22 protein-coding genes are annotated in these 21383 nt (G+C 67.8%); 7 read left to right on the top strand and 15 right to left on the bottom strand.

Translation table 11 applies throughout. The annotated features are described in order from the left end of the window. Positions 1-51 precede the first annotated feature (51 nt). Genes DI041_RS20395 through DI041_RS20375 form a run of 5 tightly spaced genes read left to right on the top strand, consistent with a single transcriptional unit; the run spans position 52 to position 3341 of the window. Positions 52-546 carry a TPM domain-containing protein gene (locus tag DI041_RS20395; RefSeq protein WP_136639925.1) on the top strand — a complete coding sequence of 165 codons (495 nt, stop codon included), beginning with the start codon at positions 52-54 and terminating at the stop codon, positions 544-546. A gap of 51 nt (positions 547-597) precedes the next feature. Continuing rightward, positions 598-1485: a prolipoprotein diacylglyceryl transferase gene (gene lgt / locus DI041_RS20390; RefSeq protein WP_136639924.1), complete on the top strand. Its 888-nt coding sequence runs from the start codon at positions 598-600 to the stop codon at positions 1483-1485. Beyond that, the gene (locus tag DI041_RS20385) at positions 1482-2276 is read left to right on the top strand and encodes a thymidylate synthase (protein ID WP_049398135.1); all 795 of its coding nucleotides are present in this window, start codon (positions 1482-1484) and stop codon (positions 2274-2276) included. Before lgt ends, DI041_RS20385 begins: the two co-directional genes overlap by 4 nt. Before the next feature lie 8 nt (positions 2277-2284). Further along, the gene (locus tag DI041_RS20380; RefSeq protein WP_046984902.1) at positions 2285-2836 is read left to right on the top strand and encodes a hypothetical protein; all 552 of its coding nucleotides are present in this window, start codon (positions 2285-2287) and stop codon (positions 2834-2836) included. A 13-nt stretch (positions 2837-2849) separates the two neighbouring features. Beyond that, a complete protein-coding gene (locus tag DI041_RS20375; RefSeq protein WP_046984885.1) occupies positions 2850-3341 on the top strand; it encodes a dihydrofolate reductase in 492 nt (163 codons plus the stop codon). 89 nt (positions 3342-3430) lie between these two features. Here DI041_RS20375 and DI041_RS20370 read toward each other — a convergent pair whose 3' ends face one another. The 10 genes from DI041_RS20370 to DI041_RS20325 form a co-directional block, all read right to left on the bottom strand. Then, entirely contained in the window at positions 3431-4078 is a 648-nt protein-coding gene (locus DI041_RS20370) for a DUF1287 domain-containing protein (RefSeq protein ID WP_136639923.1), read from the bottom strand. Then, positions 4075-5103 (bottom strand): symmetrical bis(5'-nucleosyl)-tetraphosphatase, encoded by a 1029-nt coding sequence (locus tag DI041_RS20365; protein ID WP_136639922.1) that lies wholly within the window; start codon positions 5101-5103, stop codon positions 4075-4077. Before DI041_RS20365 ends, DI041_RS20370 begins: the two co-directional genes overlap by 4 nt. A gap of 15 nt (positions 5104-5118) precedes the next feature. Then, a complete protein-coding gene (gene apaG / locus DI041_RS20360; protein WP_032968744.1) occupies positions 5119-5502 on the bottom strand; it encodes a Co2+/Mg2+ efflux protein ApaG in 384 nt (127 codons plus the stop codon). A 13-nt stretch (positions 5503-5515) separates the two neighbouring features. After that, the gene (rsmA, locus tag DI041_RS20355) at positions 5516-6319 is read right to left on the bottom strand and encodes a 16S rRNA (adenine(1518)-N(6)/adenine(1519)-N(6))-dimethyltransferase RsmA (RefSeq protein ID WP_012510102.1); all 804 of its coding nucleotides are present in this window, start codon (positions 6317-6319) and stop codon (positions 5516-5518) included. Continuing rightward, positions 6316-7296: a 4-hydroxythreonine-4-phosphate dehydrogenase PdxA gene (pdxA, locus tag DI041_RS20350; RefSeq protein ID WP_046984889.1), complete on the bottom strand. Its 981-nt coding sequence runs from the start codon at positions 7294-7296 to the stop codon at positions 6316-6318. Before pdxA ends, rsmA begins: the two co-directional genes overlap by 4 nt. A 3-nt stretch (positions 7297-7299) precedes the next feature. After that, positions 7300-8646 (bottom strand): peptidylprolyl isomerase, encoded by a 1347-nt coding sequence (locus DI041_RS20345; RefSeq protein WP_046984890.1) that lies wholly within the window; start codon positions 8644-8646, stop codon positions 7300-7302. Next, positions 8643-11144: an LPS-assembly protein LptD gene (gene lptD, locus DI041_RS20340; RefSeq protein WP_136639921.1), complete on the bottom strand. Its 2502-nt coding sequence runs from the start codon at positions 11142-11144 to the stop codon at positions 8643-8645. Before lptD ends, DI041_RS20345 begins: the two co-directional genes overlap by 4 nt. An 89-nt stretch (positions 11145-11233) precedes the next feature. Further along, entirely contained in the window at positions 11234-12172 is a 939-nt protein-coding gene (locus tag DI041_RS20335) for a histone deacetylase family protein (RefSeq protein ID WP_046984892.1), read from the bottom strand. Positions 12173-12181: 9 nt separating this feature from the next. Then, positions 12182-12736: a cob(I)yrinic acid a,c-diamide adenosyltransferase gene (locus tag DI041_RS20330; RefSeq protein ID WP_004144563.1), complete on the bottom strand. Its 555-nt coding sequence runs from the start codon at positions 12734-12736 to the stop codon at positions 12182-12184. A gap of 8 nt (positions 12737-12744) precedes the next feature. Next, positions 12745-13329 carry a hypothetical protein gene (locus DI041_RS20325; RefSeq protein ID WP_136639920.1) on the bottom strand — a complete coding sequence of 195 codons (585 nt, stop codon included), beginning with the start codon at positions 13327-13329 and terminating at the stop codon, positions 12745-12747. A gap of 107 nt (positions 13330-13436) precedes the next feature. Between DI041_RS20325 and ubiH the strand changes: the two genes are divergently transcribed. Beyond that, positions 13437-14645 (top strand): 2-octaprenyl-6-methoxyphenyl hydroxylase, encoded by a 1209-nt coding sequence (gene ubiH, locus DI041_RS20320; protein ID WP_046984894.1) that lies wholly within the window; start codon positions 13437-13439, stop codon positions 14643-14645. Beyond that, positions 14642-15823, top strand: coding sequence for a UbiH/UbiF family hydroxylase (locus tag DI041_RS20315; protein ID WP_136639919.1), 1182 nt, complete (start codon positions 14642-14644; stop codon positions 15821-15823). The genes ubiH and DI041_RS20315 overlap by 4 nt, the downstream gene beginning before the upstream one ends. A 211-nt stretch (positions 15824-16034) precedes the next feature. Here DI041_RS20315 and DI041_RS20310 read toward each other — a convergent pair whose 3' ends face one another. The 5 genes from DI041_RS20310 to DI041_RS20290 form a co-directional block, all read right to left on the bottom strand. Further along, entirely contained in the window at positions 16035-16430 is a 396-nt protein-coding gene (locus tag DI041_RS20310; RefSeq protein WP_136639918.1) for an EF-hand domain-containing protein, read from the bottom strand. A gap of 50 nt (positions 16431-16480) precedes the next feature. Next, the gene (gene rlmM / locus DI041_RS20305; RefSeq protein ID WP_136639917.1) at positions 16481-17548 is read right to left on the bottom strand and encodes a 23S rRNA (cytidine(2498)-2'-O)-methyltransferase RlmM; all 1068 of its coding nucleotides are present in this window, start codon (positions 17546-17548) and stop codon (positions 16481-16483) included. Beyond that, the gene (locus DI041_RS20300; protein WP_012510109.1) at positions 17532-18092 is read right to left on the bottom strand and encodes a nucleoside deaminase; all 561 of its coding nucleotides are present in this window, start codon (positions 18090-18092) and stop codon (positions 17532-17534) included. The genes rlmM and DI041_RS20300 overlap by 17 nt, the downstream gene beginning before the upstream one ends. 98 nt (positions 18093-18190) lie before the next feature. Then, on the bottom strand, positions 18191-18913 hold the full coding sequence (locus DI041_RS20295; protein ID WP_136639916.1) for a DUF6348 family protein: 723 nt from the start codon (positions 18911-18913) through the stop codon (positions 18191-18193). 48 nt (positions 18914-18961) lie between these two features. Next, positions 18962-19615, bottom strand: coding sequence for a hypothetical protein (locus tag DI041_RS20290; RefSeq protein WP_136639915.1), 654 nt, complete (start codon positions 19613-19615; stop codon positions 18962-18964). Between the last annotated feature and the right edge of the window lie 1768 nt (positions 19616-21383).

Genomic DNA, 21383 nt, shown 5'->3' with positions numbered 1-21383 from the left:
GGGCGGTGGTGGTGGCCGTTCCGGCGGCGGCGGTGCTTCGGGAGGCTGGTGATGATCCAACGTCTGTGTCGCCACGTGTTTTCGCCGTCGGTGCGGCGTGCGTTCCCGCCGGCCACGCTGCAGGCGATCACCGAGGCCATCGCCGCCGGTGAGCAGCGCCACGGTGGCCAGGTGATGTTCGCGGTCGAAGCCGACCTGCCGTGGGCCGCGTTGTGGCACAAAGTGACCCCGCGCCAGGCCGCCGAACACGCCTTCGCCCGCCTGCGTACCTGGGACACAGCCCACAACAACGGCGTGCTGATCTACCTGCTGCTGGCCGATCACGCGATCGAGATCGTCGCCGACCGCGGCCTGCACGGCCGGGTCAGCCCGGCGCAGTGGCAGCGGGTCTGCACCCATCTGCGCGAGGGCCTGCGCGGGTCCAATCCCGTGGAAGCGCTGCAGGATGCGATCGACGAGGTGTCCAGCCTGCTGGAAGGGCACTTTCCAGCCTCGACGCGGTCGAACGATGACGCGTTGCCGAACTCGCCACAGATCCTTGGTTGAGCCGGGGCGGCACTGGCCCGAGAATAGACGTTCAACCGCAAGGCACCTTCCATGATCTATTTCCACGACATCGACCCCATCGCCCTCTCGCTGGGACCGATCAAGGTGCACTGGTACGGCATCATGTACCTGCTCGGCTTCACCGCAGCCTGGCTGCTGGGCCGCAAGCGCATCGCCGACGGACGCCTGCCGGGCGTCGATGCCAATGGTTTCTCCGACCTGCTGTTCTACGCCATGCTGGGCGTGGTGCTGGGCGGACGCGTCGGCTACATGCTGTTCTACGCGTTGGGTGATTTCCTGCACAACCCGCTGCTGCTGTTCAAGGTGTGGGACGGCGGGATGAGCTTCCACGGTGGCCTGCTGGGCGTGATCGCCGCCTGCTGGTGGTGGTCGCGCAAGCACCGCCTGCACTTCTTCGACACCATGGATTTCATGGCGCCACTGGTGCCGCTGGGCCTGGGCTTTGGCCGCATCGGCAACTTCATCGGCGCCGAGCTGTGGGGCAAGTACACCGACGGCAGCTGGGGCGTGGTGTTCCCGTCCGGCCTGCCGGCCCCGTTGAACCAGCTCGACCACGCCACCCTGCAGGCGCAGTTCGCCAGCGGTGCGCTGAACCAGTTCGCGCGCCATCCCTCGCAGCTGTATGAAGCGTTGCTGGAAGGCCTGGTGATGTTCGTTGTGCTGTGGGCGGTGTCGGCCAAGCCGCGCCATCGTTACCTGGTGGGTGGCCTGTTCGCACTGCTGTACGGCGTCTTCCGCTTCGCGGTGGAATTCGTGCGCATGCCGGACAACGGCGTCTACGTGGCCTTCGGCTGGCTGACCAAGGGCCAGATCCTGTGCGTGCCGCTGATCGTCTTCGGCCTGGTGCTGCTGGCGATGTCGCGCCGCGCGCCGGTGCTGCAGCCGCAGCTGCCGGTGACTGCCGAGGGCAAGGCATGAAGGCTTACCTGGACCTGCTCTCGCACGTGCTTGAGCACGGCGCCGAGAAGAGCGACCGCACCGGTACCGGCACCCGCAGCGTGTTCGGCTGGCAGATGCGCTTCAACCTGGCAGACGGTTTCCCGCTGGTCACCACCAAGAAGCTGCACCTGCGCTCGATCATCCACGAGCTGCTGTGGTTCCTGAAGGGCGACACCAACATCGGCTACCTGAAGGACAACCAGGTACGGATCTGGGACGAGTGGGCCGACGAGAACGGCGACCTCGGCCCGGTCTACGGCAAGCAGTGGCGCAGCTGGGCCACTGCCGATGGCGGTGAGATCGACCAGATGCAGTGGCTGGTGGATGAGATCAAGCGCAACCCGGATTCGCGTCGGCTGGTGGTCAGCGCCTGGAACGTGGGCGAGCTCTCGCAGATGGCGCTGATGCCGTGCCACAACCTGTTCCAGTTCTACGTGGTGGACGGCAAGCTCAGCTGCCAGCTGTACCAGCGCAGCGGCGACATCTTCCTCGGTGTGCCGTTCAACATCGCCAGCTACGCGCTGCTGACCCACATGGTGGCGCAGGCCACCGGCCTGGGCGTGGGCGACTTTGTGCACACGCTGGGCGATGCGCACCTGTATTCGAACCACTTCGAGCAGGCCCGCGAGCAGCTGTCGCGTGAACCGCGCGCGCTGCCGACGCTGTGGTTGAACCCGGAGGTGACCGATCTGTTCGGCTTCCAGTTCGACGACATCCGCATCGACGGCTACGATCCGCATCCGGCGATCAAGGCGCCGGTGGCGGTATGAGCGCGCGCATGCTTTCCCGCTGCCTGTTGGCGCTGTGCGTTGCGCTGCCTCTGGGCATGGCCCAGGCCGCAGCGGCGGATACACTGTCGCTGGCCAGGCAGGTCAATGAGCAGATCGTGCACAAGCACATGCGCGAGGAAGTGCAGGCGTTCGCCGGAGCATTCAACGGCAGCACGATGCTGCCTCAGGATGTGCCGGCAGGGTGCCGGGCGCAGATGCGTGAGGCGGTAACCGGCATGTACGCGGCGATGACCGAGCACCTGAAGGCGGGTGTCGAGGATCCGGCCTATCAGCGTGAGCTTGAACAGCGCCTGGCCACCGTCTACTCCAGCGACCAGCTGAAGGCGTTCCTCGCGCGTGGTGCCGGCACCGACAATGCGGCGTTGTCGGCGGAGATCCTGTCGGGGCCGGGCCTGAAGGAGATCGAGGAAGCGCAGAAGCAGAAGATCATCAGCGGCCTGGATGAGCAGTCCACGTCGAGTCCGGCGCTGGCTGCAGCATTGCGGGCCGCCAGTGCCGCGAACGCTGCCTGCGAACGCCTGCAGATCGACGCCAGCTGAGGAGATCGCACTGATGAAGCTGTCGATGATCGTGGCGCTGGACCGCAACCGTGGCATCGGCCAGGGCAATGCCATGCCCTGGCATCTGCCGGATGATTTCAAGCACTTCAAGGCGCTCACCCTGGGCAAGCCGATCCTGATGGGGCGCAAGACCGCCGAATCGATCGGCCGTGTGCTGCCGGGGCGGACCAACCTGGTGCTGACCCGCAGCAGCCAGGTGCCGTTCGAGGGCATGCGCGCGGTGGCGTCGCTGGACGAGGCGAAGGCGATTGCCGAAGGCGAGGGCGCCAGCGAACTGTGCATCATCGGTGGCGGCGAGATCTTCCGTCAGCTGCTGGGCCAGGCCAGCGACCTGTACCTGACCTGGGTCGATGCCGAAGTGCCTGCCGATACCCACTTCCCCGAGGTGGACGCGCGTGACTGGCGGGAAGTGAGCAGCGAGCCGCACGCGGCCGACGAACGCCACGCCTACGCGTTCCGCTTCGTGCACTACGTGCGCCGTTGACCGCCGCGCATCTGTAGAGCCGAGCCATGCTCGGCTGCTGTTGCCAGACACATCCCGTAGCCGAGCATGGCTCGGCTCTACAGGATTGCCTACGGCATCCGGTAATGCCCGATGATCGTGTGTTGGAACAGCAGGTTCTCTTCCCGCGTGCCGCGCGCGATGTTGTGCAGCACCAGCGGCGTGCCATCGGCCAAGCGCCGGTCGGAGACGATGCCCACATGCAGCAGGCCGTTGCCGCTGAGCTTCCAGGCGACGATGTCGCCGGCTGCGTAGTCGGCGGCGGCGGTGCTGATCGGCTGCTGCCAGCGCTGCCGCTCGAACCAGCGCATCAGGTTCGGTACGCGACGATGATCGATGTTGCGGTCCGGCCGTGACAGGCCCCAGATCGATGGGTAGGCGCTGAAGTTGCCGCGCATGTCTGCGTGCACGCGGGCCTGGAGGTCCAGGCCCTGGCTGCGCAGAGCGCGCACCACCACGTCGGTGCAGACGCCGCGATCCAGCGGGACGTCACCGCCGGGATAGGCCAGCACCTGGTAAGCAGGGTCGTAGCGGGTGGTGACGCCGACCTGCGCGCGTGCCGCATCCACCAGTGGCGGTGAAGCGGCCTGCGGTTGCGTCGGTGAGCGTTCAGCGCTGCCCGCAGCGGTGGAAGCAGGCGGCGAGCCGGGCTGGCAGCCGCTGGCCAGAGCCAGCGTCAGCAGCAGCACCATCCATGGTGCGCAGCCAGGTCGTGTCATGCCTGCGGTGGTGCGCCGTTGTTGTTGCCACCACCGCCGTTGCCGCTACCGCCAGCGCCGCCACGACGGCGACGTCGACGCGGACCACGGTTGCCCGGGTTGGCAGCGGGCGTGTTGCCGCCGCCCTGTTCCTTGCCCTGCGCCGCAGCGGCGGGCCGCTCGTGCGCCGGTCGCGCCGGCGGACGTGCATGCGGCACCGGTGCCGGCACATCGCGGCCCGGTACCTGCACCACGCGCAGTTCTTCGGTGTCGAGCTGGATCGCGGTGAGCTTGCCGCCCCACACCGCACCGGTATCGATGGCGTGCACGCCCTGGCTGATGGTCAGGCCGAGCGCCGACCAGTGGCCACAGACAATCTTGAGGTCGCGCTCGACCCGGCCCGGCACTTCGAACCAGGGGTACAGCCCCTGTTCCTGCGTGCCCGGCGTGCCCTTGTCCTCGATGCCGATGCGCCCACGCGGGGTGCAGTAGCGCATGCGGGTGAGCACGTTGATGATCGCGCGCGAGCGGTCGTAGCCGGACAGGTTCGGTGCCCAGCTCGGCTTGTCGCCATACATGTTGCGGAACAGCTTGCGGTAGCCGGCGCCGTGCAGCTGCACTTCGACTTCAGCGGCATGCCGCTCGGCCATCTGCGTGGTCCACTTCGGCGCCAGGCCGGCATGCACCATCATCCAGCCCAGCTCGCGGTCCACGTGCACCAGCTTCTGCAGGCGCAGCCAGTCCAGCAGTTCGTCGCGGTCCTCGGCCTGCACGATGCGCAGCAGGTCCGGATTGACCTTGCGCTGTTCCTCTTCGGTGCGCGCACCGACGGCCAGCAGCGATAGATCATGGTTGCCCAGCACCACCACGCTGTGCTCGCGCAGCGAGTGCACCAGCCGCAGCGTTTCCAGCGACTGGCCGCCGCGGTTGACCAGGTCGCCACAGAACCACAGGGTGTCCTGCGCGGGGTCGAAGCGGATCTTCTCCAGCAATCGCTGGGTGACGTCATAGCAGCCCTGCAGGTCGCCGATCGCCCACACACTCATCGTTCGGCCTCCGTGTCAGTGCAGGGTGCGCGGGATGGCCAGCACGAAAGGTGCGACCGCCGCAGCGAATTCGGTGCCATCGTCGGCAACCATGTCGTAGTGCCCCTGCATGGTCCCGTGATCGGTCCCCAGCATGACACCGGAGGTGTAACGGAAGTCTTCACCGGGGCGGAGGCGTGGCTGCTCGCCGATCACGCCATCGCCATCGACGTGCTCGACGCGGCCGTTGGCATCGGTGATGCGCCAATGGCGTGCGATCAGGCGCGCGGCGACCTGCCCCTGGTTGTGGATGCGGATCGTATAGGCGAACGCATAGCGGCCGTCTTCCGGCGCGGATTGATCGTCGAGGAAGCGCGGTGCGACTTCGACGGAGATGGCGTAAACGTCAGCGTCTTCCATACCGGCAGTGTAATCAGGAGGCATTGGCCAAAGCGATGAATTCGGCCACGTCCAGCTGTTCGGCACGGGCATCGGGACGCACGCCGGCGGCAGCGAACTGCTCGGCGGACACCACGTTGTTCAGGGCATTGCGCAGGGTCTTGCGGCGCTGCCCGAAGGCGGCCTTGACCACTTCGGCGAAACGCTTGTGATCGCGGATGTTGATCGTGGCCGGGTCACGAGGCACCAGCCGCACCACGGCCGAATCGACCTTCGGCGGCGGCCGGAACGCGCCCGGCGGCACCACGAACAGCGAGGTCACCTCGCAGTACGCCTGCAGCATCACGCTGAGACGGCCGAACACCTTGCTGCCGGGGCCGGCGGCCATGCGGTCGACCACTTCCTTCTGCAGCATGAAGTGCATGTCGCGGATCACTGCGGCATGTTCCAGCGCATGGAACAGGATCGGCGAGGAGATGTTGTAGGGCAGGTTGCCGACCAGGCGGATCGGCTGGCCGTCGGCCAGTTCGGTGAAGTCCACACGCAGCACATCGCGGTGGACGATGGTCAGCTCGCCCAGCGGCTCGGCGGCCGCGGTCAGCGGCGCGATCAGGTCGCGGTCGAACTCGATCACCGTCAGCTTCGGGTGCACGCGCAGCAGCGGCAGGGTGATCGCACCCTGACCCGGGCCGATCTCGACCAGGCGGTCACCGTCTTTCGGGTTGACTGCCATCACGATCTTGTCGATGTAGTGGCGGTCGGCCAGGAAATGCTGGCCAAGCTGCTTCTTGGCCGGTGCGGTGAACACCGGGCCGGAGGGGGAATGCGGGGAATTCATGCGCTCAGTGTACGTTGCCGCGCAAGCTGCGCACACAGCGTCGTTGCCGCCTGCAGGCTGGAGGGATCGGCGATGCCGCGGCCGGCAAGATCCAGCGCGGTGCCATGGTCCACGGCCACGCGCGGGTAGGGCAGGCCCAGGGTCAGGTTCACCGCCTGCTCGAAGCCGGAGTACTTCAGCACCGGCAGGCCCTGGTCGTGGTACATCGCCAGCACGGTGTCGAAGCCGGCCAGCTTGGCGGGCAGGAAGGCGGTGTCGGCCGGCAGTGGCCCGACCAGGTCCATGCCCTCGGCGCGCAGGCGCTGCAGCAGGGGGATGACCAGGTCCAGCTCCTCGCGGCCCAGATGGCCGTCTTCGCCGGCGTGCGGGTTCAGACCGAGTACGGCGATGCGTGGCGCGGCCAGGCCGAACTCGCGGCGCAGCGCGGCATGCACGGTGCGCAGGGTGCGTTCCAGGCCGGGCGCGGTGATCGCATCGGCCACGTCGCGCAGCGGCAGGTGGGTGGTGACCAGCGCCACGCGGACGATGTGGTTGGCCAGCATCATCACCACCTTTACCCCGGCCTGGTCGGCCAGCAGTTCGGTAGTGCCGCTGTAGGCGATGCCGCCCTCGTTGATGACCGCCTTGTGCACCGGGCCGGTGACCACGCCATGCAGCTCGCCGGACAGGCAGGCCTGGCCGGCACCGAGCAGGGCGCTGATGACCGCGCCGGCATTGGCCGGATCGGCCTGGCCGAAATGGCTGGTTACGGCATTGGGGACGGTGCGCAGGCGCAGATCGCCGGGGACGCGTGCTTCGGCGTCTTCGGGCAGCAGCTGCAGCGGCAGATTCAGCGCGGCAGCGGCCGCGCGCAGGGTGTCCGGGTCGGCGAAGGCCAGCAGCCGACAATCTTCACGCGGCTGCTGGACAAGGCGGACGCACAGCTCCGGGCCGATCCCGGCGGGCTCGCCCGGTACCAGAGCGAGCTCGGGGCGCATCGGTCAGGACTGCGGCGGGGTCGCGGTATTTTCCGCGCGGTCGCCGCTGCGGAAGCTGACGTAGGCTTCGCCACGCAGTTCCTGCAGGAAGCGGTTGTACTCGTCTTCCAGCTTGCGGCGGCCGATGGTCTCGCGGACCTGGGCACGCTGGTTGTCGGTGGTCACGTCGGTCTGGCGGGTGGCCACGCGCTGCACGATGTGCCAGCCCGCATCGGTGCGGAACGGCTGGCTGATGCCGCCATCCTGCACGCCTTCCACCTGCTGGCCGAAAGCCGGGCCGAACGCATCGGCCGGGAACCAGCCCAGATCACCGCCCTGGCCCTTGGTGTTGTTGTCCTCGGAGGACTCCCTGGCCACGGTCTCGAACTCGGCGCCACCGGCAATGCGGGCGCGCAGGGTATCGATCTTGGCCTTGGCAGCGGCGTCGGTCTGGTGATCGTCCACGCGCACCAGGATGTGGCGGCCGTGGTATTCGGTGACCGTATGTTCACCCGCACCGGCGGCGCTGGCATCGCGCACTTCCACCAGCTTCAGCAGCTGGAAGCCGCTGGGGCCACGGATCGGGCCGACCACTTCACCGGCCTTCATCTTTGACATCGTCTGTGCGAATGCGGCCGGGATTTCATCCAGGCTGCGCCAGCCCAGGTCGCCGCCTTCCAGCGCGTTGGGGCTGTCCGAATAGCGCACCGCAGCCGCATTGAAGTCCAGCTCGCCCTTGTCCAGCAGGGCCTTCACGCCGTCGGCCTTCTTCTGGCCAGTGGCGATCTGGTCGGCGTTGGCACCGTCGGGCACCGCGATCAGGATGTGCGCCAGGTGGTACTGGTTGCCGACCGTGGCCTGCTGCTTCAGCGCGGCATCGACTTCACCCTCGCTGACGCTGATGCGGCTCTGCGCGAAGCTCTGGCGCAGGCGCTGCACGGTGATCTCATCACGCACCGAGGCGCGGAAATCGGCGAAATCAATGCCGTCCTGGGCCAGGCGCTGGCGCAGCGCGTCCAGGTTCGAGCCGTTCTGCTGGGCGATGGCATTCATCGCCTGGTTCAGCTCCTGGTCGCTGACCCGGATGCCGCTGCCCTGGGCGCGGGCCACCTGCAGCTTGACCAGCACCAGGCGCTCAAGCACCTGGCGGCTGAGCACGTCTTCCGGCGGCAGCTGGGCCTCACGGCCGACGTACTGCGCCTTGATGTTGGCGATCGCACGCTGGAGTTCGCTCTGCAGGATCACGTCTTCATCGACGACGGCGGCGATGCGGTCAAGCGGCTGCGCCTCCTGGGCAAGCACCTGCAGGGGGGCGGACACGCTGGACACCGCCAGCAGCGAGGCGAGAAGAACGGGGAAGCGCTTGGTCATGGGATCAGATTCGGATCGTAGTCATCGCGGGTCACTCCGGTGTTGCTGGGCGGCACGAGATAGAGGTCGTCGCGGTTATAGCCGAGGATAGCACGGCGCAGAGTGCGGTCCGTGTCCTGGCCGATGGAGCTCAAGCCCTTGAGCACGAACTCGAGCTGGATGGAGTTGTTCATGTCGCCTTCGCGGTTGCGCACGTAGCGACGGGCCACCGCGCGCACGGCCAGGCAGCAGCTGTCCCACTGCACGCCGGCGATGATTTCCAGCGGTTCCTTGTCCTGCAGCGAGTAGTAATAGCGGCCGACCAGGCTCCACCGCGCATTCAGCGGGTACAGGAACGACAGGTCAGCCTGCTCCAGCAGGGTCCGGTCATGCTTGTTGGCGGTCGCCGGGGCGCCCGCATTGATGCGATAGCGGTAGCTCAGGTTGACCACGCCGTCGTTGGGCATCAGGTAGCGGGCGCGGACGCTGGCCAGGTCCTCGCGCTTGTACTTCGGGTCCCACTGGTAGGTGGCACCCAGCGTCCAGCGGTCGTTGATCATGTAGTTGCCGTCGGCGATCCAGGCCGACTTGCCCTTCTCCACCGGCGCCCCGCCCGGCGTGGTGCTGACCCGCGATTCATCGAAGTACTGGATCTGGCCGATCGCGGCCGAGAAGCGTTCCTTGCCGGTGGTCTGGTCGATGAAGCGGGTGCCCAGCGCCAGGGTCAGCTGGTTGGCATCGTTCTGGCGGTCGGCGCCGGTATAGCGCGAGTCGCGGAACAGCTGGCCCCAGCTGAAGGTGAAGTCGCGGGTATCGAAGATCGGCAGCTCGTCCTGGTTGCGGTAGGGCGTGCGCAGGTAGAACAGGCGCGGCTCCAGGGTCTGCAGGAAAGACTTGCCACCGATCGACGTCTCGCGATCGAAGAACAGGCCGGCATCGAGGCTGCCGATCGGCAGGCTGCGGCTGGGCGAGGTATTGCCGCGCAGCTGTTCCGGGGTTGCCGTGGCCGGGTCGATGCCCTGCGAGCGCAGGATCTGGGCCTGGATGCCCCTCACCCCATCCACTAGACCACGGTCCAGTTGATAGGCGGTGTAGCGGTAGGCCAGGGTCGGGGTCACATACCAGGCTGCGCCGCTGATCGGGAACGACACATACGGCTTCACGTCCAGTCGCGAACCGCCGCTGACACCGACGCCGTCGGTCCACTGCACTCCATTGCGGGTGTACTGCAGATCCTCGCCGGCGCCGACGGCGTTCTTGAAGTTGATGTCGTCGTGGGTGAAGCGCACCGCTTCGGTGTAGATGCCGGTCTCCAGCCATGGCAGCACCGGCTTGTTCCAGTTGAAGAACAGGCGCGGTTGGCGGTTGTACGGCAGCGCGCGCTCGTCGAGGGTGTAGTCGGTCAGCTGCCAGCGGTCGGCCATGATGCCGGCCGTCCAGTTCTGGCCGGTGCCGTACAGGCCGATGGTGCTCTGCAGGTTGGAGGCGGTCACGCCCACCAGGCGATTGGCGAAGTCCTCGACATAGCGCTCGTCGCTGACCCAGGCCAGGTTGGCGCGGGCCTGCCAGTGGCTGTTCACGTTGTGGTAGCCGTCGAACATCACCCGGCCGCGGTCGCGGTCGCGGAGCTTGTCGTTGGGCATGTAGCTGGTCAGCACCTCGCCACGGCCGCCGTTGTAGAGGTAGCGGAACTCGTTGTCGAGCAGCAGGCCGCGCCGGCTCATGTAGCGCGGGGTCAGGGTGTCGTCGTAGTTCGGCGCCAGATTGAAGTAGATCGGCTGCGCGTAGTCGACACCGTTGCGGCCGGACATGCCCAGCTGCGGGAACAGAAGGCCGGTCTTGCGGCGGTCATCGATCGGGAACTTGAAGTAGGGCGCCCACAGCACCGGCACCTTGCCGATGCGCAGTACGGCGTTGCGGGCCGTGCCGAAGCCTTCGTCGTTGTCCACCTCGATCTGCGGCGCCGACAGCTTCCACACCGGCTGCGACGGGTCGCAGGTGGTGTAGGTCGAGCGGTGCATCTGGCCGACCGCGCCCTGCAGGTCGACCGATTCGGCATCGCCGTTGCCCCGGCGCGACACCAGCTGGTACTTGATGTCGGAGATCTTGTGGGTGTCGCTTTCCTGGTTGCCTTCGGCGCGCTTGGCGACCATCCGGATCGACCCGTCCTGGTAGCGGACATTGCCGTCGGCGATGTAGTTGCCGGTCTCGGTGTCGAAGCTGAGCTTGTCGGTACCGACGAACTGGTCACCCCGGCGCAGCGCCACGTTGCCCTCGTACTGCGGCACGGTGGTGGTGCCCAGCAGCTGGTCGCCTTCGATGTCGGTCGGCTGGTTCTCGCGGGCGGCCGCGGCGGCAGCCTTGTCCTGGGCGGGGACCGGAGTGGGGGCGTCGGTGAACGCGGGAATGACGTCGGTGGCCGGGCACAGGCCCCAGTTGAGCGGCTTATCATCGGCCATCGCCGGCAGGCTGATGGCGATGCTCAGAGGCAGGGGAAGCAGGCGGAGGGCTCGGCGCACGCGGTTCGGATTCGGGCGAAAACGGACGGTAGCTTGCCCCATCCCTTGCATAGGGGCAATGAAGGGCGCGGGAGGCTGCCGGTTCGGGTTCATCCGGCGGAGGCACCCGCAGAGGGGGTGATCATGGCCTGGACATGGGCCACGCTGCACTCCGCCAAGGCCTGCAGGTCGTAGCCTCCCTCCAGCATCGAGACCACCCGGCCGGCGGCGTGACGGCGTGCCAGCGCATGCAGTTCACGGGTGATCCAGGCGAAATCGTCGGTCTCCAGCATCAGGTCCGCCTGCGGATCACGCAGGTGGGCATCGAAGCCCGCCGAGATCAGCAGCAGCTGCGGGCGGAAGTCGTCGATGGCTGGCAGCATCTCGTCGGCCCAGACGTTGCGGAAGCGGAAGCCGCCACTGCCCGGCGGCAGCAGGATGTTCATCAGGTTGCCCGCGCCGCGGTCGCGGCGCAGGCCCGAGTTGGGGAACAGCCCGGCCTGGTGGGTACTGTAGTAAGAGACGCGGGCGTCGTGCTGGAAGATGTCCTGGGTGCCGTTGCCGTGGTGCACGTCGAAATCGACCACCGCGATCCGCTCCAGGCCATGGCGGTCGCGGGCATAGGCGGCGGCGATGGCGATGTTGTTCAGCAGGCAGAAGCCCATCGCCGTGCTGCTGGTGGCGTGGTGGCCCGGCGGGCGTACCGCGCAGAAGGCCAGCGGGTCCTCGCCCAGCATCACCGCATCGACCGCGGCCACGCCGGCACCGGCGGCGTGCACGGCGGCGCTGGCCGAACCCGGCGAGGTCCAGGTGTCCATATCCAGCTGGCGCAGCGGCGCGGTCTGCGGCTGCAGCACGAAGTCGAGCAGGGCGCTGTCGTGGACCCGGGTCAGTTCACCGAACTTGGCTGGCGGCGCCTCGCGCCAGTCCAGCTGGCCGGGGAAGGCAGCGTGGAGTGCGTCCAGTACATGCTGCAGGCGTTGCGGGCATTCGGGATGGCCGGGGCCGGGGTCATGCAGCAGGCAGGACGGATGGGTATAGACCAGCATCGTGCCGACTCAGCGCTGGCGCTGCTGTGGTTGCCACAGCGCTTCGCCGTGGCCATCGGCACGGGCCAGCACCCGGGCCAGCACGAACAGCAGGTCCGACAACCGGTTGAGGTACTGCAGCGCCTCGCTGCGCACAGCCTCGTGGCGGGCCAGGGTGACCGTCTCGCGCTCGGCGCGGCGGACGATGGTGCGCGCCAGGTGGCAGCGTGCAGCGGCCTCGCCGCCGGCCGGCAGGATGAACTCCTTCAGCATTGGCAGGCCGGCGTTGTAGTGGTCCAGCTGCTGCTCCAGCGCGGAGACATCGGCGGCGTGGATCGCAGCATGGCCGGGGATGCACAGCTCGGCGCCGAGGTCGAAAAGCTGGTGTTGCAGATGCACGACCAGCGCGCGCACGTCCTCGGGCAACGGGGCGGCCAGCAGCAGGCCGAGCGCGGCATTGGCCTCGTCGACGGTGCCGTAGGAGGCAACGCGGGCGTCATCCTTGGCCACGCGCTGGCCGTCACCGAGGCCGGTGCTGCCGTCGTCGCCGGTGCGGGTGTAGATGCGCGAGAGGCGATGACCCATGGTGCGGCTCAGTGGCGGATGTCGCGGCGGGCCTGCTGGAGCTTCAACATCTGCTCCACGGCCAGCTGCAGGGCGGCGGTCAGCGCCACATAGATCGCCGTGGTGCGCAGGTAGGGCCCGAACCACTGCGCGTAGTTCTGTGCCCAGCCGGCCAGGGTCGGCTCGGCCACGTTGCGGCTGCTCCAGTAGAAGCCGCCCTGCGCCAACAAGTGGCAGACCGCCACCGAGGCGACCAGCAGCAGCGCCCCCTTGGCCAGCACCGACCAGCGCGCGCTCTGGTAGTTGCGGCCCAGCAGCATCCCGCCAGCCCACAGCGAGAAGTACGCTGGCAGCAGCAGCCAGTAGCCCGGCGACACGCAGTAGTGCTGCCAGAAGTCCAGGCCGCTGCTGCGGATCACGATCCAGTCGACCAGCACCGCGAACAGCATCAGCAGTGGGAACGCCCAGCGCGTCCAGCGCGCCAGATAGAAGCCACCGATGAAGAACACGGCCCAGGAGGCATCGGGAATCGCCGCGAAGTGGTTGACGCGGGTCGCCGCCAGCAGCAGTACGAGTACTGACAGGACGAAGGCGCGGTTGGCGGTGTCGGACATGGCAGCGGGCCCGGAGCGGATTCAGGTTTCATTCTAGCCCGCCGCGCGGGTTGGCGCAGGCGGGATGCATTGGGCTTGCAGTGGGGGTGAGCGCGTATCATGAGCCCATGAGTGAACGACATGACGTGCTGATCGTCGGTGGCGGGCTGGTCGGCGCCAGCCTGGCCATTGCCCTGGACCGCCTGGGCCGCGACGTGGGCCTGCTCGAGGCCAGCCCGGCAGGTGAGCTGCCGGCGGTGTTCGACCAGCGCAACCTCAGTTTCGCCGCCGCCACCGTCAATGCGCTGACCGCGCTGGGGGTGATGCAGAAGCTGTCGATGGCCCCCGGCCCTATCCGCCGCATCCATGTCAGCCGTGCCGGCGACTTCGGACGGGTACAGCTCGAAGCGGCCGATTACGACAGGCCGTGGTTTGGCCAGGTAGTGGTCGCGCGGGATTTCGGCCAGGCGCTGGAAGCACGGCTTCTGGAACTTCCGCGCCTGCGCCGTTACCGGCCGATGCGGTTCCTGGGGCTGGGCGACGTGGTCGACGGCTACCGCCAGGTGCGGGTGGCTGACGAGGCCGGCGAGCGCGTGCTGCTGGCACGTCTGGTGGTGGGGGCCGATGGCACCACCAGCGGCGTGCGTGGCGCGCTGGGCATCGAGGTCGACCGCCATGATTTCCAGCAGACCCTGTTCGTGGCCCGCGTGCGCAGCCAGCGCGCGCCGGACGGCACCGCCTGGGAGCGGTTCACCGATACCGGCCCGACTGCCCTGCTGCCGCGTGGCGATCGTCACTTCGGCACCGTGCACGGCGTAGCGCGCGATCAGGCCGATGCAGTAATGGCGCTGGACGATGCCGCCTGGCTGCAACGCCTGCAGAGCGCGATCGGCTGGCGTGCCGGCCGCCTGCTCGAGTCCGGCCCGCGCAGCGCCTATCCGCTCATCCAGGTGCTGGCGCGCGTGCTGGCCGGTGAGCGCACGGTGTTGCTCGGCAATGCCGCGCAGACCATCCATCCGTTGGGTGCACAGGGCTTCAATCTGGGCCTGCGCGATGCGCTGACCCTGGCCGAACTGCTGGAGGATGCGCATGAGGATGCCGGCAGTGATGCATTGCTGCAGGCCTATGTCGCGCGCCGCGAGGAAGACCGCCGGCAGACGGTGGCGTTCTCCGGTGGCCTGGCGCGCCTGACCAGCAACCCGGCACCGCTGATGCGGCCGCTGCGCAGCCTCGGCTTGGTGGCCGCACAACGCGCGTCGGTGCAGTCGATGCTGGTCGGTGGCGCGATGGGCTTCCGTGGCGACGTGCCGCGCCTATGCCGCGGAGAAGCTGCATGAGCCGGCGCATGCGTCTTGATGTGGCCATCGTTGGTGGTGGCGTGGTCGGTGCCGCGTGTGCGTTGGCGCTGGCCGATGCCGGCCTGTCGGTTGCGCTGGTGGAAGGCCGTGAACCGGCACCGTGGCAGGCCGCTCAGCCGGACCTGCGCGTGTTCGCCTTCGCCGCTGACAACGTACAACTGTTGAACCGCCTGGGCGTGTGGCCGGTGATCGCGCAGGCCCGCGCCTGGCCTTACCGGCGCATGCAGGTGTGGGACGCCGCCGGCGGTGAGGATCTGTTGTTCGACGCCGACCGCTTCGGTCGTCGCGAGCTGGGCTACATCGTCGAGAACGGCTTGTTGCAGGACCGCCTGTGGGCGGCACTGCCAGCGGCGGGCGTGCAGCTGCATTGCCCGGCACGGGTGGAAGCGCTGGAACAGGATGATGACGGTGTTCGCCTGCGCCTGGACGACGGTCGCCGCCTGGAAGCAGCGCTGGCAGTGGCGGCCGATGGCGCCGAGTCGACCCTGCGCCAACTGGCCGGGATCGAGGTGGAGCGGCATGACTACCACCAGCGTGGCGTGGTGGCCTATGTGGACAGCGAACTGCCGAACCAGGCCACCGCATGGCAGCGCTTCCTGCCGACCGGGCCGCTGGCGTTGCTGCCGGTGGCCGAGCGTCGCAGTTCGATTGTCTGGACTCTGCCCGAGGATGAAGCAGCGCGCGTGCTGGCGCTGGACGAGGACGCCTTCAACCGCGAACTGACGCGTGCGTTCGCCGCGCGCCTGGGCGAACTGCGGCTGGCATCAGCGCGTGCGGCGTTCCCGCTGCGTCGGCAGCTGGCCTGTCACTACGTGGCCGGCCGCGTGCTGGCATTGGGTGATGCCGCGCACGTGGTGCATCCGCTGGCCGGGCAGGGCGTGAACCTGGGCCTGCGCGATGTTGCCGCTCTGCAGCAGTGGCTGGCGCCGTCGGCCGAACGTCGCGGACAGCCGCGGCTGTCGCCGCAGCGCCTGCAGCGCTGGGCACGGGAACGGCGCAGTGACAACCAGATCGCCGCCTACAGTTTCGATGCGATCAATCGGCTGTTCTCCAACGACGAGATGCACCTGACCCTGGCCCGCGGCCGCGCGCTGGGCTGCGTCGGCAAGTGGCCGCCGCTGGTGCAGGCGTTCTGGAAGCGCGCCGCCGGGGTCTGACCGGAATACAGGCCGCTCTGGCAGGTGCCAACGCCGCTCTGGTAGGTGCCAACCTTGGTTGGCACAAGGCTGGAAACAGCCTCGCCTCATCTGGGTCCAGGATGCCTGATGGATGTGCCAACCAAGGTTGGCACCTACCAGAAGCGGGCTCCGCTACCGCCGTTGATCCAGTAGCTCCACGCCATGCGTGGATGAAGATCGCGCCGGTGAATCAATCAACCAGCCAACCGGCCAGATCGGCACGGTCCAGCTTGCCGCGACGCTTCACGTCCAACGCATTGAACTCATCGGCCAGCGCCGGATTCGCCTGCGCTTCTTCGCGGCTGATGAAACCATCGCTGTTCACATCCAGCGCAGCGAAGTGGATGCGGTACTGGCCGACCACGCTGCTGGGTTCCAGCGAGCGCACGGTCACCTGTGCCTCGCCGGCCGGCCGTGCAATCTCGACGCTGCCGCTGACCCGGCCGGCATCCAGCGGTTGCTGGCGGATCGCTCCGCCGGTCCGACCCAGCGGCTGGCTCTGCGCCGGCATGGGCGGCAACTGCTGTGCAATGGCCGGCGCCGTTGCAAGCAGCGCGATCAGTATCGGAATCGAGCGGTATCGCATGATTGCCATTCCTCGGTAGCGCCGGGCCACGCCCGGCGGGCGCGATGGCCTCACCGCAGCGGCGAGGCCAACACCGTGATCTCCTCACGGTCGTGATACAGCTGCTTGGCACGCACCACCAATGGCTTGCCGGCCTGCTCCTGGAACAGATCCAAACACAAGCGGGTTTCGTCCCAGCGCTTCTTCATCGGCAGCTTCAGATTGAAGATCGCGTGCCTGCACCATCCTTCGCGGAACCAGGTAGCCATGCGTTCGGCCACGCGGCGCGGCTGCTCGACCATGTCGCAGACCATCCAGTCCAGCGGCTGTTCCGGGTGCCAGTGGAAGCCGTCGGCGCGCAGGTGCTCGACCAGGCCGGTGTCCAGCACGTGCTGGCGCAGCGGGCCGTTGTCGATGCTCAGCACGTGCATGTGCTGGCGGGTCAGCACCCAGGTCCAGCCGCCCGGCGCGGCGCCCAGGTCAGCCGCGCGCATGCCGGGCTTGGCCAGTGCCTCGCGTTCTTCCGGGGTCAGCAGGGTCAGCAGCGCTTCGTCCAGCTTCAACGCCGAACGCGACGGCGCTTCGGGCAGCAGCTTCAGGCGCGGGATGCCCAATGCCCACGGTGCGCTGTCGGCCGGGTCGGCCACGCAGACGAAGGCATGGGTGCCGTCGACAAATACCACATGCAGGCGCGGCAGGCGATTGTTTGGCTTGTCAGTGAGCTTGCCGGCCTTGCGCAGCGCCGGGCGCAACGCATTGCCGAAGGCGCGGGCCAGCCCGGACAGCGGCTTGCCGGCGTCCGAATCGGGGTGCTCCACCCACAGGTCGCCGAAGCGCGGCGCATCGGCCAGCACCTCCAGCATCGGGGTGATGCGATCAGCCGGGTCCAGCTGCGGCAGTTCGGCCAGCACCACCAGCTTCTGCCGCGCGAAGATCAGTTCGCGCCAGCGCAGCCGTGGTGCCAGCGCGGCAGCTTCGTCGCACATGAACAACACGTAGCCGTCATTGCGCTGGGTGCGCGCATAACCGGCGAAACCGGCTTCACCGGCGCGGAACTGCAGCTCGCCGGCCAGCTCGGGCTCGAAGCCCTGCCGGCACAGGCACAGCAGGCCGATGCCGGTTTCAGTAACGGGCGCCATCGCTTTCCCCATAGGCACGCAGCACACTGCGTGCGGCGTCGCGGTTCAGGCCCTGCACCACTTCGATGCCGCGCTTGTTGAGTTCGCCGACCCAGTCGGCCGGCAGCGGGCCTTCATCGAATGGGGTCAGTTCTTCGACGTCGGCCGAGTTGGCACCGATCAGCAGGCGGTCGATGCCGGCCCACACGGTGGCGCCGTAGCACTGGCAGCACGGTTGCGAACTGGTGGCCAGGGTGACCGGCGACAGCACCGCGTTCAGGCGCGGGGTCTGCAGGCGCTGCTGGGCCAGCATGTAGGCCATGTTCTCGGCATGCGCCAGCGAGGTCGAGTGCGGCATGACCCGGTTCACGCCGGCGGCGATGACCTTGTCTTCAGGGCCGAACACCACGGCGCCGAACGGGCCGCCACTGGCGTGCTCGACGTTCAACCGCGACAGCTCGATCGCCAGCGCGACCTTGGCCTCATCGCCCGGATATCGACGATCCAGGTCGATCTGGTCGTGGATCCAGGCGGGAAGGGTCAGGTGGACTTGCGCGTACAGCATCGCGGGGGTGCCTCGTAATGGGATGGAAGAAGGTGCGGTTGCTTGGGAAACCGGCGCGCAGTGTAGCTGCACCGGCCTGTATCGGGTGTGGCGGTGGGTCAGCCCGGCGAGCCGGTGCGGATCACCACGTACTGCTTGCGGAACTCCAGTCCGGCCTGCGGCCAGCTGGCGGCGTAGGTGCGCAGCAGGGGCAGAGCGGCGCCGAAGTCGTGGCCGTTGACCCGGCAATCGGCCTCGCACAGGCCGTCGGCATCGCGTGAGGCGAACAGGCGGATGGCGAGGAACTGGCGCGCCTTCAGCAGCGCGTCGAAGGCGTCCATGCTGCGGGTGAACAGGCAGCAGGGGCAGGAGCCGTGGTCGTCCTCGCTGCAGGTGGATGCATCCACCTCCTGCGCGCGGTAGTGCGCCAGCGGCCCCAGTACGACAGTGCGTTGGTGCTCTTCGCCGTCGTCGCTGGCCGGATAGGTCAGGCCCATCATCGGCAGGCCCTGCGCGTCTTCGGCGCCGATCGCGGTCTGCAGCGTCGCCAGGTCCACCCGCACCCAGGTCTGGAAGCCGGACAGCAGCGATGCCTGCTCATCGGCACCGTTGGCGTGCTGGTACTCGAACAGGCCGTCGGCGAACAGCACCGGATGCTGGCTCTCGATGACGGTGGAGGTCTGCCAGCCGCCGTTGTCGCGCTCCTGCGCGGCCATCGCATGCGGGGTCAGGCGCAGGCCGCTGTCCAGCAGCAGCGCGCCACCGTCGGCGCGGCTGGCGATGCCGGCGCCCTGCAGCACCTGCTGCAGCAGCGGGAGGAGATCAGTGGAGGTCGTGGTCATGTCAGGCCTGTGGATGGATGGGGCGGAACATCCAGGCAGGGCCTGGAACTAGCGCTCGAGCGCGTCGAGTTCGGCGCGATATCGCTGCGCATCAGGCTGCTGCTGCGGGTCGTTGCCGTGGTCGCGCAGCCAGGCTTCCAGTTCGCGGCGATAGTCCGCGCGGAAATCGGCGTTGCCCGGGCTGAAATGCAGTTTGCGTGCCGCCACTTCCACCCGCTCGCGCGCGCTGGCCCGGGCCTGGGCGATGCCGTGCGGTGATTCGTTGGTGAGGATGACGAAGTTGCGCGGGAAGCCCGCCGTGTACTTCACCACGAATGGCTGGTCGGGTGCCGGGATGCGGATCGCGTTCTCCAGCGGCCACAGCGAGGCGGTGTTGGTGTGGAACACCACTTCCACATCGCGGCCCTCGGCCGTGCGCAGCACCGCTTCGTAACGCCAGATGTACTGCTCGTTGAGCGTAGAGCTGGTTTCCTCGGCCTTGACGATCACCGCTTCACCGCGCTCGCCCACCACGTTGAGGAAGGCGGCGTTGAGGAAGTGGCCGAGGAAGATGTTGAGCATCGCCAGCGGGAACACCACGATGGCGTAGCCCGGAAAGCGCCGCCACCACGAGACCAGCCCGGCCAGCACCATCGCTGCAAAGAACGTCAGCAGCGGATGCTGCGAAATGAACCAGAGCAGGGCGGACAGGGCGGTGATCATCGTCGGGGTCGTGCGGGCGCCGTGCTGGCGCCCGCTCGGGTCCTTAGGCCGACCAGGTGTCGCGCAGGGTCACGCTGCGGTTGAACACCGGCTTGGCTTCGGTGTGGTCGCGGCGGTCGGCGACGAAGTAGCCGGTGCGTTCGAACTGGAACGACTGCTCCGGCGCGGCGCTGGCTGCGGCCGGCTCGACATAGCCGGTGACAGTGCGGCGCGATTCCGGATTGAGGTAGTCGCGATAGGTCTTGCCTTCCGATTCGTCGTCCGGGTTCGGCACCGAGAACAGGCGGTCGTACAGGCGGATCTCGGCCGGCACGCCATGCACGGCGCTGACCCAATGGATGGTTCCCTTGACCTTGCGGTTGGCGCCTTCCATGCCCGGACGCGATTCCGGATCCAGCCAGCCGCGCAGCTCGGTGATGGTGCCGTCGGTATCCTTGATCACTTCGTCGCAGCGGATGATGCCGGCGCCGCGCAGGCGCACTTCGCCACCCGGCACCAGGCGCTTCCAGCCCTTCGGCGGCACTTCGGCGAAGTCCTCACGGTCGATCCACACCTCGCGTGCGAACGGCACTTCGCGGCTGCCGAAGCTCTCGTCCTTCGGGTGGTTGCTGAAGGTCAGCTGCTCTTCGTGGCCTTCAGCCAGGTTGGTCAGTACCAGCTTGACCGGGTCGACCACGGCCATGCGGCGCGGTGCAGCGCTGTCCAGGTCTTCGCGCAGCGCGCCTTCCAGCACGCTGAAGTCGATCAGCGAATTCTGCTTGCTGATGCCCACGCGCTCGGCGAACAGGCGCATCGCGGCCGGGGTATAGCCACGGCGACGCAGGCCCTGCAGGGTCGGCATGCGCGGGTCTTCCCAGCCGTCCACCAGCTGTTCGGTGACCAGCGCCATCAGCTTGCGCTTGCTCATCACCGTGTAGTTGATGTTCAGGCGCGAGAACTCGATCTGGCGCGGCTTGGCCGCTTCGCGCGGCAGGCCGGCGTCGACCAGTGGCTGGGTCAGCGCGTCGTCATGGGCGAAATCGACGTTGTCCACGCACCAGTCGTACAGCGGGCGGTGGTCTTCGAATTCCAGCGTGCACAGCGAGTGGGTGATGCCCTCGATCGAATCGCCCAGCGCGTGCGCGAAGTCGTACATCGGGTAGATCGGCCACACGTTGCCGGTGTTCTGGTGCTCGACGTGCTTGATGCGGTAGAGGGCCGGATCGCGCAGGTTGATGTTCCCGCTGGCCATGTCGATCTTCGCGCGCACGGTGCGCGCGCCATCGGGGAACTCGCCGGCACGCATGCGACGGAACAGATCGAGGTTTTCCTCGACGCTGCGGTCGCGCCACGGCGACGGGCGGCCCGGCTCGGTCAGGGTGCCGCGGTAGGCGCGCACTTCCTCGGCCGACAGGTCGCAGACATAGGCCTTGCCGTCGGCGATCAGCTTCTCGGCGGCCAGGTAATAGGTCTGGAAGTAGTCCGAGGCGTGGCGCAGCTCGTTCCACTCGAAGCCCAGCCAGCGCACGTCGTCCTGGATCGCGGCCACGTATTCCGGATCTTCCTTGGCCGGGTTGGTGTCGTCGAAGCGCAGGTTGCAGACGCCGCTGAACTCGCCGGCGATGCCGAAGTTCAGGCAGATCGACTTGGCATGGCCGATGTGCAGGTAGCCGTTGGGCTCTGGCGGGAAGCGGGTCTTGATCGCCTGGTGCTTTCCGCTGGCCAGGTCCTCGCGCACGATCTGGCGGCTGTCTCTTATACACATCTCCGAGCCCACGAGACCGGAGCC

It is taken from the genome of Stenotrophomonas maltophilia (genome assembly GCF_004920835.1).
In the GTDB taxonomy this organism is placed as follows: domain Bacteria; phylum Pseudomonadota; class Gammaproteobacteria; order Xanthomonadales; family Xanthomonadaceae; genus Stenotrophomonas; species Stenotrophomonas maltophilia_AQ.
The sequence above is the reverse complement of the archived record's forward strand: the minus strand, read 5'-3'. Positions and strand labels throughout refer to the sequence as shown.